At 58.4% G+C, this 17,322-nt stretch carries 11 protein-coding genes; 5 read left to right on the top strand and 6 right to left on the bottom strand.

The window, feature by feature from the left end; genetic code table 11:
• Positions 1 to 96: 96 nt before the first annotated feature.
• Positions 97 to 3,720 carry a toll/interleukin-1 receptor domain-containing protein gene (locus IQ273_RS18545; RefSeq protein ID WP_194024648.1) on the bottom strand — a complete coding sequence of 1,208 codons (3,624 nt, stop codon included), beginning with the start codon at positions 3,718 to 3,720 and terminating at the stop codon, positions 97 to 99.
• A gap of 285 nt (positions 3,721 to 4,005) precedes the next feature.
• On the opposite strand from IQ273_RS18545, the gene IQ273_RS18540 reads away from it, so the two are divergent.
• The 3 genes from IQ273_RS18540 to IQ273_RS18530 all read left to right on the top strand — a co-directional run bounded on the left by IQ273_RS18540 (position 4,006) and on the right by IQ273_RS18530 (position 6,590).
• Positions 4,006 to 5,031, top strand: a complete 1,026-nt coding sequence (locus IQ273_RS18540) for an ABC transporter ATP-binding protein (protein ID WP_194024650.1) — start codon at positions 4,006 to 4,008, stop codon at positions 5,029 to 5,031.
• 9 nt (positions 5,032 to 5,040) lie between these two features.
• Positions 5,041 to 5,955 (top strand): ABC transporter permease, encoded by a 915-nt coding sequence (locus IQ273_RS18535; RefSeq protein ID WP_194024647.1) that lies wholly within the window; start codon positions 5,041 to 5,043, stop codon positions 5,953 to 5,955.
• Between the two features lie 257 nt (positions 5,956 to 6,212).
• A complete protein-coding gene (locus IQ273_RS18530) occupies positions 6,213 to 6,590 on the top strand; it encodes a hypothetical protein (protein ID WP_194024646.1) in 378 nt (125 codons plus the stop codon).
• Positions 6,591 to 6,779: 189 nt separating this feature from the next.
• On the opposite strand, the gene IQ273_RS18525 is transcribed toward IQ273_RS18530, so the two are convergent.
• From IQ273_RS18525 to IQ273_RS18510, 4 genes are all read right to left on the bottom strand, one after another.
• A complete protein-coding gene (locus IQ273_RS18525; protein WP_194024645.1) occupies positions 6,780 to 7,373 on the bottom strand; it encodes a GUN4 domain-containing protein in 594 nt (197 codons plus the stop codon).
• A 135-nt stretch (positions 7,374 to 7,508) separates the two neighbouring features.
• On the bottom strand, positions 7,509 to 10,772 hold the full coding sequence (locus tag IQ273_RS18520) for an efflux RND transporter permease subunit (protein WP_194024644.1): 3,264 nt from the start codon (positions 10,770 to 10,772) through the stop codon (positions 7,509 to 7,511).
• A 130-nt stretch (positions 10,773 to 10,902) separates the two neighbouring features.
• The gene (locus IQ273_RS18515) at positions 10,903 to 12,162 is read right to left on the bottom strand and encodes an efflux RND transporter periplasmic adaptor subunit (protein ID WP_194024643.1); all 1,260 of its coding nucleotides are present in this window, start codon (positions 12,160 to 12,162) and stop codon (positions 10,903 to 10,905) included.
• Between the two features lie 127 nt (positions 12,163 to 12,289).
• A complete protein-coding gene (locus IQ273_RS18510) occupies positions 12,290 to 12,880 on the bottom strand; it encodes a TetR/AcrR family transcriptional regulator (RefSeq protein WP_194024642.1) in 591 nt (196 codons plus the stop codon).
• Positions 12,881 to 13,536: 656 nt separating this feature from the next.
• Here IQ273_RS18510 and IQ273_RS18505 point away from each other — a divergent pair.
• Both IQ273_RS18505 and IQ273_RS18500 read left to right on the top strand, forming a co-directional pair.
• On the top strand, positions 13,537 to 14,985 hold the full coding sequence (locus IQ273_RS18505; RefSeq protein WP_228053348.1) for a SulP family inorganic anion transporter: 1,449 nt from the start codon (positions 13,537 to 13,539) through the stop codon (positions 14,983 to 14,985).
• Positions 14,986 to 15,264: 279 nt separating this feature from the next.
• Complete coding sequence (locus IQ273_RS18500) at positions 15,265 to 16,959, top strand: SulP family inorganic anion transporter (RefSeq protein WP_194024641.1); 1,695 nt, start codon at positions 15,265 to 15,267, stop codon at positions 16,957 to 16,959.
• 12 nt (positions 16,960 to 16,971) lie between these two features.
• Here the strand turns inward: IQ273_RS18500 and IQ273_RS18495 are convergent.
• A partial coding sequence (locus IQ273_RS18495) for a pentapeptide repeat-containing protein (protein WP_194024640.1) occupies positions 16,972 to 17,322 on the bottom strand: 351 nt, incomplete at its 5' end.

The raw sequence follows: 17,322 nt of genomic DNA, 5'->3' as shown, positions 1-17,322 counted from the left end.
AGTTCAGCGATAGCCTCAAGGTGGGTTTTGAGTTGGGCTGCTTTCTCGGGGGTCATCGGTTAGGTCGCTAGGTCAACACTGGCATCCTCACCTATTTCAACCCTCCTTGCAAACCTGACATGCTCCCGGTGTCGATTCTCCCGTCTTAAGATCCCACACCCGCGCCGTGCCATCGCGTGACGCGGTGACCACTGTATCCCCCATCGCATCAAAGCTGGCGCTTCTAACGATACCAGTGTGGCCTTCAAGGGGTGTCGATTCTCCCGTCTTAAGATCCCACACCCGCGCGGTATCATCCTCTGACGCGGTGACCACTTGATCCCCCATCGCATTAAATCTAGCGCTGTTGACGGAACCGGTGTGGCCTTCGAGGGGCCTCGATTTCCCCGTCTTGAGATCCCACACCCGCGCTGTGCCATCCTCTGACGAAGTGACCACCGCATCCTCCGTTGCGTTAAAGCTGGCGCTAGTGACGGCACCGGTATGGCCTTCAAGGAGTGTCAATTCCCCCGTCTTGAGATCCCACACCCGCGCCGTGCTATCGCGTGAAGCAGTAACCACCGCATCCCCCGTTGCGTTAAAGCTGGCGCTAGTGATGGAACCGGTGTGGCCTTCGAGGAGTGTCGATTCCCCCGTCTGGAGATCCCATACACGCGCTGTGCCATCCTCTGACGAAGTTACCACTGCCTCCCCCGTCCTGTTGAAGCTGGCACTGGTGACGGAATCGGTGTGGCCTTCGAGGGGAGTAGATTGTCCTGACTTGAGATCCCACACCCGCGCCGTGCCATCGCGTGAAGCAGTGACCACCACATCCCCCATTGCGTTAAAAATGGCGCTAGTGACGGAATCGATGTGGCCTTCGAGGAGGGTCGATTCCCCCGTCTTGAGATCCCACACCTGCGCGGTGCCATCGTCTGACGCGGTGACCACCTGATCCCCAGTCGCATTAAAGAGGGCGCTTCTGACGAAAAAGGTGTGGCCTTCGACGACATCAATATAGCCTTCGAGAAGTACAGATTGACCCGTTTTGAGATCCCACACCCGCGCAGTGCTATTGGCTGATGCGGTGACCACTGCATCCCCCGTCGCGCTAAAGCTGGCGCTGAAGATGAAATCCTGATGGGCTAACAGACCTCTAGGAAGATTAACTTGTAGCTGCTGCAAGGCAAAAATAGGGCTGGCGGCAGGGTACCTAGAGATAGCCTTGACGGGGATGCCAGCTTCGGCCACGGCAGTTTGTAGCTCACTCCCGGCCTTTAGGGCTTTGAGTAAGGCTTCAATTTGGTTAAACTCAAAGCGGCTTAGAGCGAAAGTTCCGGCTTGCTCCAGGCGAGTGCCGATTTGAGCTAGGCGCTGGTCTCTTCGGGCATTAGCTGTTCTGATGTCGGCATCTTTGGCTCTCACCTCCGCAGCTTGAGCTTTGGTGTCGGCAGCTTGAGCCTTGGCATCGGCGGCTTGGGCACTGGCTTCCGCCTGCTGCTGGGCCACAGCCGCTGTTTGGGCTTTGCCGTCGGCTTCTCTGGCGCGGGTTTCGGCGGTTTGTTGGGCCTGGGCGGCGGCAGTCGCAGCATTTTGGGCTTCCTGCTGATCGCGCTTAGCTTGTTGGGTTTCCTGCCTAGCTGTCTCAGTCTGTTGGTTGGCTTTGTCTCTCTTGGTGTTAGCTTCAGCCACCTGCATATCCGCCTGGGCGATGCGCGCATCGGCCTCTTCAATAGAAGCGATAGCCTTTTGCTGTTCTGTTCGGGCCAACCAGCCAGCACCAGCGGCGACTACAATGCCAGCCACCGCCGCCAATACCCCAAGCCGCCTACCCCGCCGCAGCTTTTTCTCAGCCGCCGCTTCCGCTTCTTGTCTCGCCCTACCCGCTCGAATGTACTCTTGCTGCAAACCCGTAGGCTGGGGTTCCACTGCTGCGTTACTTATTAGCCAGGTTTCAGCCGTTTGCAAGTCTTGCCCCCGCAGCAGCAGACTTTCATCCCGCCCCCGCCGATCCCACTCGCCCGATCGCACCAGCAGCCGCGTATGGGTCTCCAAATGCTCCCGATCCGTATCCAGCGTCCTCAGCAACCCGGCAAAATTCGCCTGAAAGTCGCCATCGTGCTCGCGAAAATCTAGCCATTGCAGCTTGGCCAGCACCGGGTGCAGGTCGGCCACATCGATCGCCCGATGCAGCACCGTCACCATGCGCTTATTTAGCCCCTGGGCATACTCCACCTCATCAGCACAAAAGGGCGAGTTCACCGACTCCGGCGACAGCACAAACACAAACACATCCGAGCTTTCGATGCCCCGGTAAATCTCCTGCTGAAAGTCGGTGCCGGTGGCGATGCTCTCCTGGTCAAACCAGGTGCGTTTGCCCTGGGTTTGCAAGGCATCGTTCAGCCGACGGGCAAAGTCAGAATCCACCCGCGAGTAGGAGATAAACACATCCAGTGCCGGGTTGGGCGGCTGGCGCAGGCTCTCGGCAATGAACTGCTCGTGCAGCGCGGTGGGCAGGTGGCGGTGGGTGCGGGCCACCTTTAGCCAGCTTTCGGCCCGGCGCAGGTTGTAGCCCCGCAGCAGCAGGGTGGGGTTTTGCTGCTGCCGCTGCCACTTCAGCGCCTGCACCAGCCAGGTTTTGTGCTCGGTGTGGTAGGCGGCATCGGTGTTGAGCTGCCTGAACAGTTGGCTTTCATCGGCTGCATAGTCGCTGGCCTGGGTGTTGTCGGTCAGGTCGATGTGCTGAATGGTACGCAGCCCCTCGGGCACCAGCTCCGGTTCCACCGGGGCCGCCAGCACCGGAATCACCCGCTTGTTGAGCGCGATCGCCTGGGCCAGTTCCTGCTGGCAGTAGGGTGACTGGGCCGAGTGGGGCGACAGCACAAACACCACATTGTCGGCCTCTTCAATGCCCTGGCCAATGGCGCTGGTGTAGTCTTGGCTGGTTTGAATATCGGTGCGGTAGTTCCACACCGTGATGCCCTGGCGCAGCAGCGATCGCCGCAGTTGATCCGCCGCTGCCTGGTCTTGGTCGCTGTGGCACAAAAACGCCTGGGTCATCAGGTTGCTGGCGTTTTTGATGCTCTCGGTAATAAATTCGCAGTGCAGGTCGGTGGGGGTGCAGGGCAGCGGTGCCCTCTCAATAGTGCGAGTGCGCAGCCAGGTTTCTGCGGCTTGGCGATCGCGGCCCACCAGCAAAAACCGAGTTTCGCGATGGCGGCGATCCCACCCCAGGGCCTGGGTGAGCAGGGTGGTGTGCTGGTGCAGGTAGGCTTTCACCTCGGGCTGCTCAGCGCCGGTTTTTTCGTCGCAAACGTGCAGGGTGCGGCTGAGTTTGTCGAGGTACTGGGCCGGGTCATCGACCCCGTCACGGCACCAGATCCAGTTGAGCAGGCGAATGGTGGCGCAGCCGGTGGGGTCATGGGTGGCCCAGGCGGCACTGTCGCCCCCGCCCACGTGCAGCAGCGGAATGATGCGCTTGCCGTAGGCGATCGCCCGCTCTAGCTCTAGCTTGCAGTAGGGCGAGGCCATCGCCGAGGGCGAAATGATGTAGATGACGTGGTGCGATCGCTCAATGGCGTCGTCAATGCGCCCCTGCCAGTCGGTCGCCGAAGGAATGTCATCTAAATCGAGCCAGATCTGGCTCAGGCCCCGCACCTTGAGCTGCTCTTTGAGGGCGATCGCAAAGGCTTTGCTGTCAGCCCGCGCATAGGAGATAAACGCATCGTAAAAAGCAGCCATAGGGCGATCGGGTAAACAGGGAGCTTAAAATTCCTGGGGTTTTGGAAAACTTAGGAATGGGGGCGAAAAGAAGGATTTTTACTGAGCGTAAACCGCCTTTGTTTATAACAGCGGAAACCCTACGCTTTGCTTAACAGGACAGGGACGACACCGCTCTAGTGACGACAAGAATGGGCCACAACTGCGATCGCCCTTTGAGCCGGTCTTTGACCATTGCCCTCCCGCCGCCCGGTGGAGTTCTGTAGAATAACCAGAGTAGGAACGCAATTGGGGCTAGCTCTACAGATGGGCGCAGCGGTAACGATTCAAAACCTGAAGAAGTCCTACGGGGCGGTGACGGCGGTGCAGGATGTATCGCTCACTATTCAATCGGGCGAAATCTTTGGCCTGCTGGGGCCGAACGGGGCGGGCAAAACCACCACCATTCGCTGCCTCTGCACCCTGACTACCCCCGACAGCGGCACCCTAGAGGTGATGGGGGTCTCGGTGGTTGACCAGCCCCGGCTGGTGCGCCAGTACCTGGGCTACATTGCCCAAGAGGTCGCCCTCGACAAGGTGCTCACCGGGCGCGAGCTGCTCCAGCTCCAGGCGGATATTTACCACATGCCCAAGGGGGTCTCTGGTCGCCGCATTGACCAGATGATCGACCTACTAGAACTGGGCGACTGGGCCGACAAAAAGACGGGCAATTACTCAGGCGGGCTTAGAAAGCGCCTCGATTTGGCCCTGGGGCTACTGCACCAGCCCGATCTGCTGGTACTCGACGAACCCACTGTGGGCCTCGACATTGAAACGCGATCGGCGGTGTGGATGTTTCTGCGGCAGCTGCGGGCGGCAGGCACCACCATTTTGATTACCAGCCACTACCTCGAAGAGGTCGATGCCCTGGCCGATCGCGTAGCGATTATCGACCAGGGCCGAGTAATTGCCTCCGGTACCCCCAGCGACCTGAAAGACAAGATTGGCGGCGATCGCATCACCCTACGCATTCGCGAATTCACCTCTGATGATGAGGCCGAAAGCGCCCGCACGATGCTGGCCGATCTGCCCTTTGTGCGTGAGGTGATCGTCAACGCCGCCCAGGGTAACTCGCTCAACCTGGTGGTAGACCGCCAGCCCGATGTGCTGCTCACCGTGCAGCAGGCTCTTAAAGCCGCTGATCTGCCCGTCTTTGGCCTGGCTCAGTCGCGCCCCAGTCTCGACGATGTGTATCTGGCGGCGACAGGCCGCACGCTAATGGATGCCGAACTGGCTGCCGTGGGCCAGCGCGACCTCAAGAAAGAAAAGAAACAGGCTATGAAGGGACGCTAGGATAACACCATGAGTACCACCATTTCCACCTCTTCCACCCGAGAGGCTGCCCCCAGCCTCGAAAATTCAGAACTTAACGCCTGGAAGGCTGATCTGATCAAGTCGCAGGGGCTGGTTTCAGGGGCCTTCTTGCAAGAGACCCTGGCCATGACCCGACGGCTGTTTATTCAGCTACAGCGTCGCCCTACCACTTTGGTGGCGGGGGTCATTCAGCCGCTGATTTGGCTGGTGCTGTTTGGAGCGCTATTTCAAAACGTGCCCGCCGGGCTGTTTGGCGAAAGCCGCAACTACGGCCAGTTTTTGGGGGCAGGCATTATTGTATTTACGGCCTTTGGCGGTGCCCTCAACGCCGGGCTGCCGGTGATGTTTGATCGCGAGTTTGGCTTTTTAAACCGCTTTTTAGTCGCACCCTTGGCCTCGCGCTACTCCATTGTGGTGGCGTCGGCGCTATTTATTGCCGCCCTGAGTCTGGTGCAAACGGCGGCAATTTTGGGTCTGAGCGCCGTGCTAGGGGCGGGGCTGCCCAGCTTGTCGGGGCTGCTGCTGGTGTTGTTTATCGTCATGGCCCTAGTGCTGGGCGTGACGGCACTCAGCCTTGGGCTGACCTTTGCTTTACCCGGCCACATTGAATTAATTGGGGTGATTTTTGTCACCAATCTGCCGCTGCTGTTTTCGAGCACGGCCCTGGTGCCCCTAGACTTTATGCCCGGCTGGTTGCAGGTGGTAGCTAGCCTAAACCCGCTGACCTATGCGATCGAGCCCATTCGCTACGTGTATCTACACCCTAGCTGGGGTTTGGGCAGCACCGTACTGCAAACTCCCTTTGCGGCTGTGTCATTGGGCGCTTGTCTAGCGGTTTTGGTAGCCTTTTGCGGGCTATCGCTGGGGCTGATTCAGCCGCTGCTGCGCCGTCGTATTGCCTGAATTTGGGTTTTAGGCAACTTCTGCAAAGCAATTTCCCTAGTGGTGGGCAGTGCCCACCCTACAGCGGCTACGGTCGCTGATTAATGCTGGGGTTTTACTCCTTAGGATATGGATGGCTTGGCCAATTTTGAAGCTGGGCGATAAGGGTCGGCGGTTAGCGAGTTAGCCGCTACAATACAGGCTTAGACAGCACAATTACCTGTGCCCAAAAGCCTGCCCACAAAGTTTGAGTCGTTATGGTGTTGAGGAGTGCTCCTATGGCTTACCCAACGTTTGTCTCTCGTCCGGTAGCCGCCGCGATCGCAGCCCTGGGTCTACTAGTCCTAGCTCCCGCTGCCCTGGCTCAGTCGACTGGCACCGATCCTACCCGTGCCCCTCGCGTCGACGCCAATGAGGGCTTTGGCACCACAGACGCTGGCGGCGGTCTGTTTGGCGAAAGCGCTAGCCCCTTCGACCTAATTCACCGGGCCGTACTGATGAACGATCGCAGCTCCAGCGACTTTAGACGCCAGCATCGGGGCCGCATTAGCGATGAAGCGACCAACTTCCGCACTCTACAGCAGGATGCCCTGCGCCGCCAGCAGGCCCAGACCGAAGCACCTGAGATGGTCGCTCCCGAAACCGGGGCAGAGTAGGTTGCCCCTTGAGCGGTTGGGTTTAGATAGCGTCCTGTATTGCTGTAGTTAGAGAGCAGTTCTGACCCCTAAAACGGTTGAACACCCGCCTTGTATTTTCAACGCGGGTGCTTTTTTGTACAGATGGTGCTGTGATGCTGAATCCGCCTTGGCCACCCCCGGTTGGTTAAGGCGGATTTAGTATTAGACCTACAGTTCACAGGTAAACAGCCGGGCCATAAAGTAGTTAACCATTTTGGCCCCGTAGGGCGAATCCCACCAGACCACTGGGTAGCAGCCTACGGGGTCATCCAGATCGTGGCGGGCCTGATCAATGGTCTTCCACTGGTTGTTTTGTCGCCAGCCCACCTGTTCACCCAGGCGATTGAGCACGGCGCTATCTTGAGCGATCGCGCTCTCTAGGGTGCCGCCTACCGACTGATAAATCTGCAGCTGAATGCTAAAGCCAAAGCGCCCGCCCGTGTAGGTTGTCCACAGCCGATCCACCACTCGCAGCACGCTACAGGGAAACAAACGAATGGCATTGGGGGTAAGATCTTCGCGATCGGGCGTGCCCGCCTCCTGCAAAATGACCCGCACGGTTTCTTCATCGGCCTCTAGCAGCTTGCCGGTTTTAAGCAAGCGCTGCAGCGGCTGGTAGCGTTCGACATCGGTCACCAGGGTGAGGGCATCTTCAAGCCGGGCAACGCGCTCAGTTATTCCCTGCTGAATGAATCCTTCCACCCTGGCTTCTAGCGCTTCTAGTCGAGCAGCCAGTTCGGCCTGCGACCCTTCCCCTTCCATATCGACTCCTTAGTAGTTGTGACCAGAGCGGTGACCTCAACCAGTGGTATGTTTGGCCATTGTGTCTGGTAGGGCCATCTAGCCAACGCTATAAATTCTAGTCTTGGCCTGGCCCGAGTGCCAGATAGCGATCGCCTAGGCGGGGGTTTCTCCCCGCGATTCTCCTGGCGATTGCTCCGTAAATCGCAGCGGGGCCATGGCCTCATCTGCTTCAGATGTGGAGCGATCGCCACTCAGGCTGGTCGAGGCAGTCATGGGCGGTGCCCCAGGGCCACCGGGTAGCACCCGCTCGGCCAGACCTTTGAGAATGACGTAGAGCACGGGCACCACCAGCAGGCTCAGCACCGTGGCCACCAGCAGGCCGCCAAACACCGTATAGCCCACCGCCCAGCGGCTAGCGCTACCGGCCCCAGTCGCAACCAGCAGCGGCGAGAACCCCACCAGTGATGAGATGGCCGTCATGATGATGGGGCGAAATCGCTGTTCGGCGGCGGCGATCGCAGCGGGTACCAATCCCAACCCCTGACTGCGAGCCTGGTTAGCAAACTCCACAATCAGAATGGCATTTTTACTGGCCAGGCCAATCAGCATCACTAGGCCCACCTGGGCGTAGATGTTGAGGTCGAGCCCCCGCAAGAACAAAAACACCAGGGCTCCCAGCACGGCCAGCGGCACCGTTAGCAGAATGATGATTGGGTCGACGTAGTTTTCGTACTGGGCCGCCAGCACCAAAAACACCACCAGTACCCCCAGCCCAAAGATAATCGTAGCCAGGCCACCGGAGGCAATTTCTTCGCGGGCGGTGCCCTGCCAGGCCTGCCCCACCACCGGCAGTGCCGCCTGAGCGTGGGCCTCGCTCATCGCCGCAATCAGCTGACCCGAGCTAGCCCCCGGTGCGGGCATACCCTCCAGCTTGATCGCTCGCAGCAGGTTGAAGTGGTTGATCGTCGATGGCCCCACCACCTCGCTCAGGCTTACCACCTCGCCTAGGGGCACCATCGTGCCCTGGCGCGATCGCACGTAAATGCTGTTGATATCCGACGGCTCGTTGCGGAACCCCTCCTCAGCCTGCACATAGACGCGGTAGTTACGCCCGCCGCTCGTAAAGTCGTTGACGTAGCGCGACCCCAGGTAGGTGCCTACGGTGTTGAGGGCATCGCTGATATCAATATCGAGGGCCTTGAGGCGATCGCGGTTGACATCGACCTGCACCTGGGGCGAGCTAGCGGTGAATTGAGTAAACACCCCCATCGACGCGGGCGATTGATTGGCCAGGCCGATAATTTCGTAGGCGTTGCCTAAAAACTGATCAATGCTCATTTGGTTGCCGCTGCGGTCTTGCAGCTGCATCTCTAGCGCACCGGTGGGGCTAAAACCGGGCACCGGTGGCGCGTTAAAGGCAATCACCAGCGCCTCTTGAATGCCCGAGAGCGCCCCATTGACCTGAGGCAGCAGCCCCGCCACCGTTGACTCCGGGGCGCGGCGGTCTTCCCAGGGGGCTAGGGTGGCAAAAAACACGCCCTTATTAGGGGAAGGGCCATCAAAGCCAAAGCCCGACAGCATAAAGGTGCTGGTCACCTCCGGAAACTGCGAGATCAGCGTGTCGGCCTGGGCCATTACCCCTTTGGTGTACTCCAGCGATACGCCATCGGGGGCCTGCACAATGCCCAGAAAATAGCCCTGGTCTTCTTCGGGCACAAAGCCGGTAGGTACCACCCGCAGCATGGCCACCATCAGTAGCAGCCCTACCACAAACAGGGCCACTACGCCGTAGCGCAACCGAATCAGCATTCGCACCAGCTGCCGGTAGCGCTCGATAATTCGCGCCAGTTGACGGTTAAACCAGGTAAAGAACCCGGCTAGGGGGCCACCTCGCGCTGCTGTCGTCGGGCGCAGCAGCAGAGCCGACATAGCGGGCGAAAAGCTCAGGGCGTTGAAGGTCGAGACCACGATCGCAAAGGCAATCGTGAGGGCAAACTGCTGATAAATTTTGCCAGTGCTGCCTGGGAAAAAGGCCACCGGAATAAAGACCGCCATCAGCACTAGCGACGTCGCAATGACCGCCCCCGATAGCTCCTGCATGGCATCGAGAGCAGCCAGGCGAGGGCGCATGCCCTGGTCAATTTTGGCGGCAATGGCCTCGACAATCACAATGGCGTCATCCACTACCACGCCCGAGGCCAGAATGCAGCCAAACAGCGTCAGCGTGTTGATAGAAAACCCAAACACCAGCAAAAACGCCATGGTGCCAATCAGCGATACCGGAATCGCGATCGCAGGCACGATGGTCGCTCGCCAGTCCTGCAAGAAGATGAACAAGATCAGCAGCACTAGGGCGATCGCGGTAATCAGGGTAATCAGCACCTCCCTCAGCGACACCCGCACAAAATCGGTGGTGTCAAACACCAGCTCAGCCCGATAGCCCGGCGGAAAGGTAGCTTCTAACTCAGTCATCCGCGCCCGTACCGAACGGGCGACTTCTAAGGCGTTACTGCCCGGCAGCTGGTATATCAGCAGGCCTGCCGCCAACTTGCCCTCGGTTTTAGCATCAAAGCTGTAGTCCTGAGCCCCTAGTTCGGCTCGACCCACATCTTGCAGCCGCACCAGGTTGCCGTTTTCGCCGACTTTGACCACCAGGTTCTCAAATTCTTCTACCTCCTCTAGACGACCGGGCAGCCGCACTGTGTACTGGTAGGCCTGGTTACTGTCCACTGGCGGGGCACCAATCGAGCCACCTCCCACCTGCACGTTTTGCTCTTGGAGGGCCGCCACCACGTCGTTGGGGGTCAGCGCCTGACTGGCCAGAGCTGCCGGGTCGAGCCACAGGCGCATGGCATAGCGCCCGGCTCCAAACACCTCGGCATTGCCCACGCCGTTGAGCTGCTTCATTTCGTCGAGAATGAACAGGTCGGCGTAGTTGCTCAGGAACAGCGCATCGTAGCGATCGTCATCGGTAAAGAAGCGATACACCAGCAAAATGCTGGGCGACTGAGCGTTTACCGTTACCCCCAGCTGGGTCACCTCCGGCGGCAGCTGCGGCTCGGCTCGGGCCACCCGATTTTGCACATCCACCTGGGCAATGTCTTTGCTGCGGCCGGGCTGAAACACCACGTTAATGGTGCTCTGGCCCGTGTTTGTACTGCTAGAGGTAATAAACTCCATTCCCTCAACGCCGTTGATCTCCCGCTCCAGCACCGTCGTGACATTGTTCTCCACGGTTTCGGCATCGGCCCCGGTGTAGTTAGAGGCCACCTGAATCTGCAAAGGGGCAATCTCGGGCAGTTGCTCAATCGGCAGCAGCGGAATAGCCACCGCCCCCGCCAGCACAATCAGCAGCGTGCATACAGTCGTCAGTACCGGGCGACGAATAAAGTTATCAGCAACGGAGAACAGCGCCATGGGTAGAATACCGGGGGCTTAAAGGATAAAGGGGCCGCGATTCCTGTAGAAATCGCCTTGCGAATCGCGCCAGACAGACGCCAAAACAACGGTTAAAGCAGCAAGCAACTCCACACTATGGCGTCACCACCTAGGGTGTACCTGAGGTTTGGGCTTCGGGAGCAATTGGACTGCCGTCTTGCAGCTGCAAAATATTGGTCACAATCACGTCATCGCCGGGTTGCAGCCCGTCTATCACCTGGTAGTTGTTCCCCTGAATTTGCCCCAGCTGTACTGGCTGCTGAGAAGCCACCCGCTGGGTTTGCCCGTCTTCTTGGGGCTGGTCGGTGGCTACAAACACAAAGCTCTGCCCAGCGATACGAGTCACTGCTACCGTGGGCACCAGCAGCGTTGCGGTGGTGCTCCAGATCAGCCTGGCTCGCACAAACTGGCCATCCCGCAGGTTGCCCGCCTCATTCGGGAAACGGGCCTTCACTAAAATCGATTGGCCTTCCCCATTGACCTCGGGCGAAATAAAGTTAACGCTGCCCGTGGCCAAGGGCTCGCCCGTGTCAGGGCTCAGTAGCTCCACCGGAATCCCCGTCCGCAGCTGGCTGGCCCGCGTCGTTGGCACCTGAATGCGCAAAAACAGCTCGCTATTTTGGGTAATGGTGGCTAGGGTTTGGCCCGCCTCTACGTAATCGCCGACCTTGAGCGACACGTCGCCTAGGCGACCGGCAACCGGTGCCACCACCTGTTTAAAGCCCACGTCGGCCTGACTGACATCGACCTGAGCCTGAGCCTGCTCGAAGGTTGAGAGCGCCTGCTGAAGCTGAGCCTGAGCCGCTCGCACGTTGTCTTCGGCCTGGCGCTGGGCGGCCTGGGCGACGTTGAGCTGGTTCTGGGCGTTGTCTAGATCTTGGCGGCTTAGCGCCCCTGCCCCTACGAGACGCTCGGTGCGGCGAAACTCTACGGCAGCCAGTTCGACGTCGGCCTGGGCGCGGGCGAGCTGAGCCTGGGCAGCATCGACTTGGGCCTGGGCGGCCTCGCGCCCAAAACCAGCGGCCTGGGCAGCGGCTTGATTGGCGGCTACTTCGGACTGCACCTGGTCGGTGCTGAGCTGCACCACAGGCTGGCCCTGGGCCACGGTGCTGCCAGAGCTGACCAACACCTGAGTCACCCGACCCTCTACCTCGGGCTTGAGCTCAATGCGCTGCTCGGCCTCTAGGGAGCCCACAAAGTCAGAGCCTTCTTCAAAGGTGCCGGGCTGAAGTTCTTGCACCCGCACCTGCACTGCCTGAGGCCCCATTGCCCCCGGTGGCTGAGATTGACTGCAGGCCGCTACGGCTAGCGACAGGGCGATCGCGGCCCCCAAAGCCCGACCCGATCTACGAATGGTTACTGGCAGCATAGAATCACCAGACTTTGATTGCGCGTTAGACATGAGATGCCATTGCCTAATGGTAATGCAGAGAATTTTAGAGGTATGTCCCAAGGCCTCGCCCAGGCCAGCTATGCCAAGCCTTATATCGTAGCCGTCAATTATTAAGAGATGATAGTGCGCCCTGATCGATCAGGTAGAGCCTGACCATATCGACCAGCAGGCGGGCGCGATCGCGAAATGAGCAGCTCTGCGGCTCGTAAATACGGTGCAGTAAAATGCCGTCTACCGCACAGCATAGGAACCCCATCAGCTGCGGGTCATCTAGCCCCAGCAGGGCGGCTATCTGCTGCTTACTCTCTTGCCAAACGTCATGAAACACCTCTACGGGTGCGCTACTTTCCCGGTGCTGATGCTGATAGAACTCAATCCAGATCAGCATTTTCTTTCTCAAAAAGTCTTCATTCTGAGCCACAAACTCTAGGGCAGCCTCTATGCGCCCCAGCACACACTCATGCTGGCCAGCCGCGATCGCATTTTGGATATCTTGCAGCGTGGTTTCGCGCACCAGTTGCTCAAATAAGCCCTCTTTACTGGGGAAGTAGTGGTAGAGCGTGCCTGTAGACACCCCTAGCCCCTGGGCAATTTGGCGCATGGTCAGTGCCGCGTAGCCCTTTTCAGCAAATAAGTCAAAGCATTGATTTAATAACTCCCTGCGGTACTGGTCGTGGTCAACAATTTTGGGCATACGTGTTCAGGCGCTGCGGCCTAACCTCTGAGCAGCTTTGAAACGATACCCAAGCACCAGAAAATTTATGTTGGACGATCGATATAAAAACAATAGTCCCTTTCACCCTTCCTGTAAACCTTTTTTATTCAAGGGTGTGGTAGACGACAGACTAAGGATGTCCGTCACCGATTGGTCGCCCTTGGCTCAGCGTGTATCTATCTTTACAAGGGTATTTGCAGGGGCCTGGGCTGTAGCTAGACGCCTAGCACGGTGCCCTATTGGCGATCGTAAGGCGATCGCCTTACGCCTCAGTTAGGGCGTCAAGCATTCAGGCTGTATTGATGGCTTGAAAGCATGATCTCCTTATAAGAGCTGAAATGCTCTAGGAGTCTCAGCTGTACTGGTTTTTCCGCATCCCAAACTTTAGCTGAATGTGTTTTTTGTTTAATGCTCAGCCGTCGCTGTCGTTGCAAGTGTGTTTATTTGGTTTAACGCCTAGACATTGCCTCAAATCTGCTCTTACATAGGCATGGGTTGTACCGGGACACTGAGGTGGAACAAAGAGTAGGCCCCATCCCCAAGGTAAAGGGTCGTTTGGGTTAAGAGGAGGCACATTGAACAGTTATAAGCTGAGGCTTCGACAGCTAAAACCTCGCAACTTGAGGCAGGAGTGGTTGGCTAACCCTAAGGCCGATATTTTAGCGGGTGCAGTGGTGGGGCTAGCGTTGATACCCGAGGCGATCGCATTTTCGATCATCGCTGGGGTTGACCCCAAAGTAGGGCTTTATACCTCATTCGTCATTGCCGTCACCACCGCATTTTTGGGCGGACGTCCCGGATCGATTTCTGCGGCCACCGGAGCCATGGCCCTGCTGATGATCGACCTGGTGCGCGAATGGGGGCTGGAGTACCTGCTGGTGGCGACCCTGCTGACCGGCATTTTTCAGGTCATTTTTGGCGTACTCAGGCTGGGCCGCCAAATGCGCTACGTGCCGCGAGCGGTGATGGTGGGCTACATCAACGCGTTGGCGGTGCTGATTTTTCTGGCCCAGCTGCCCCAGCTTACCAATGTGCCCCCGTCGGTATACGTGATTGCGGCCTTGTCTTTGGTAATTATTTACGGGCTGCCCCGGTTTACTAAGGTCATACCATCGCCCCTGGTGGCGCTGTTTGTCATGACTACAGCGGTCATCACCCTAGGCATTGAGGTACCTACGGTAGGCGACATGGGCGAACTGCCCACGACCCTGCCTATTTTTGCCCTGCCCCAGGTGCCCTTTACCCTCGAAACCCTGCGTATCGTGCTGCCTTACTCGCTGACTATGGCGATAGTGGGGCTGCTGGCCTCGTTTCTCACCGCCTCTCTAGTAGATGAGCTAACCGACACTCCCAGCGACAAAAATCGGGAGGCCAAGGGCCAGGGTATTGCCAATATCATCACCAGTTTTTTTGGCGGTATGGCGGGCTGCGGCATGATTGGTCAGTCGGTCATTAACGTGCAGTCGGGGGGGCGCGGTCGGTTGTCGACCCTGTGCGCCGGGGTATTTTTGCTGTTTGCTATCTTGGCTCTGAGCGGCTGGGTACGGCAGATCCCTATGGCGGCCCTGGTAGCCGTCATGATCATGGTTTCGATCGGTACCTTTCGGTGGGCCTCCTTTCGCGATATGGCCCGCATTCCGCGCAGCGAAACGGTGGTGATGCTAACCACCATGCTGGTGACCATTTTTACCCGCAACTTTGCGCTGGGGGTAGCGACCGGCATCGTGATGAGCACGGTGTTTTTCTCGCGCAAAATTGCCCGACTGGTATTGGTCGATAAGGTGCTAAAGGATGACGGCAGCCACCGAATTTATACTGTGTCGGGGCAGATTTTTTTCGTGTCGATCGATGAGTTTTTAGGGGCCTTTAACGTTAATGAGTTTGTCGATCGCGTTACTATCGACCTGACCAACGCCCATCTGTGGGACCAGGGGGCCGTGGCGGCCTTAGACAAAGTCGTGAATAAGTTTCGTCGCGCCGGGGCAGATGTAGAGGTGATAGGTCTCAATACAGCTAGCGCCACCCTAGTCGAAAAGCTAGCTATCCACAGTCGGCCTCCCGTTAGCTCATTAACGCCTGATTGAATATAGCGCTGGCCAATTTGCTGAGGGATGCGCCCAAAAATAAAGTACCCGCTAGATAAGCTGCTCAACTGTGGATTCCCGCTGGCGCGGGAATGACGCCGGGATGTTGTTTGTTTGCAAGTCGCTTACGGCATGACTGATCGGTCAATCGCTAAACCTGAGGCGGCTAGCTCGCACTCGCCTAACGATCTGTCGTTAAAGCATCTTAACGAGTGTGGCGGTTGCTATAGCTTTGACGGAGATAGTTTTATACCTGATACCGACTGAGGCTCTACTACCGTGTCGATTCCATTGGTCAATACCCTTAGTTTTCGCCACTGGCGAGGAGATGTTTTTGGCGGAGTGACGGCAGCCGTGGTGGCGTTGCCCCTAGCGCTGGCCTTTGGGGTGGCTTCGGGGGCGGGCGCGATCGCCGGTCTCTACGGAGCCATTTTCACCGGTTTTTTTGCGGCCCTACTGGGCGGTACGCCTACCCAGGTGTCTGGTCCCACCGGCCCCATGACGGTAGTGATCACCACCGTGATTGCTAGTCTGATGGCCCGCCACCCCGATACCGGTCTAGCCATGGCGTTTACCGTGGTGATGATGGGCGGACTGCTGCAAATCGGGTTTGGGCTCATGCGCCTAGGGCAGTACATTACCCTGCTGCCCTACACGGTAATTTCAGGCTTTATGTCGGGCATTGGGGTAATCATTGTGCTGTTGCAGCTGCCGCCGCTGCTGGGGCACCAGGCGGTAGGCGGCGTGATTGACACCCTGCAAAGCCTGCCCACTCAACTCAGCCAGCCCAACGGAGTGGCAGTCGGGCTGGGGTTGCTGACCCTGCTGATTGTGTTTTTGGTGCCGACCAAGATCAACCGGGTGCTGCCAGCCCCCCTGATTGCGCTGGTGGTGGTAACGGCCTTCTCAGTGATGGTGTTTGGCCAGGCTGAGCTGCCCCGCATTGGCGAAATTCCGACTGGGCTGCCAACTCGGCAAATGCCGACCTTTAGCCTGTCTGAGCTAGACGATATGCTGCGCTATAGCATCATGCTGGCGGTGCTGGGATCGATCGACTCGCTGCTGACGTCACTGGTGGCCGACAGTATTTCGCAGACCCAGCACGACTCTGACAAAGAACTGATTGGCCAAGGCATTGGCAATGTGGTGTCGGGTCTGTTTGGCGGGTTACCGGGAGCCGGGGCCACGATGCGCACGGTGGTGAATGTGCAGGCCGGAGGGCGCACGCCCCTGTCGGGCATTATCCACGCCCTGGTGCTGCTGATGGTGGTGTTTTGGGCCGGGCCGCTGACGGCGCAAATTCCCAATGCGGTGCTGGCAGGAATCCTGCTCAAAGTGGGCTTCGATATTTTGGACTGGGGCTTTATCAAGCGGGCTCCCCGCATCTCGATGCGAGGCACTGGCATTATGTATCTGGTGCTGTTTTTGACAGTGTTTATCGATCTGATTACGGCGGTGCTGGTGGGGGCCTTTGTGGCTAATGTGCTGACTATTAAGCGGTTGACCGATGTGCAGAGCGATCGCATCAAAACCATTACCGCAGCCACTGAAGACAGCAACCTGTCCGCTGCCGAAACAGCGATTCTTACCCAGTCAAAGGGCGATATTCTGCTGTTTCAGCTGGGCGGGCCGATGAGCTTTGGGGCGGCTAAGAGCATTTCGCGCCGCCTATCCTTGGTCAGAGATTACAAAGCCCTGGTGCTGGATCTGGGCGACGTGCCAACCATTGGGGTGACGGCGGCGCTAGCGATCGAGTCGATTGTGCAGGACTCGATTCGGCGCGATCGCACCGTCTGGATTGTAGTCAAACCCGGCCAGGTTAAGCGCCGCCTCCAAACCCTTGACTTGCAGCGGTTTGTCACCCAGCGCAAACGCACCGAAGGCACCGCTCCCCCCGCCATTCACCTAGTCGAAAGTCGCCACCAAGCTTTAGCGGCGGCCTTAGCCCTGATTCAGCCCGGGGTGGTGGTTTAGCTGGCGCAAGGGCTAAGGCTGGTCTTGGTGGTCAAACCAGGCTCGATTTCGATGTTTGGCACCTTGCCAGCAGATGTTGGTCAAGATCGTGGGCTGCTGAGCTGGGACAAACCGGGTGTGCTTGAGGCTGGCTCCCGCAAAGCTGGCCCCAGTGAGGTCAGCGCCCGCAAAGCAGGTGCCTCCCAGGGTCGTTAACCAGAGGCTGCGATCGCGCAGCCAGCCCATCCGCTCAACTTTCTGCCCCAGCCAGCGGTAGAAAAAGCTGACCCCAAACACCGTCAGCCCGGCGGTGAGGCTGGCAATCGCCAGCGCAAGGTCTCCAGGAACTGAATAGGGCGAAGACCAGATTGCTACCTCTGCACC

The organism is Nodosilinea sp. LEGE 07298, assembly GCF_015207265.1.
GTDB lineage: Bacteria > Cyanobacteriota > Cyanobacteriia > Phormidesmidales > Phormidesmidaceae > Nodosilinea.
This window is presented reverse-complemented; position numbering and strand designations above follow the sequence as displayed.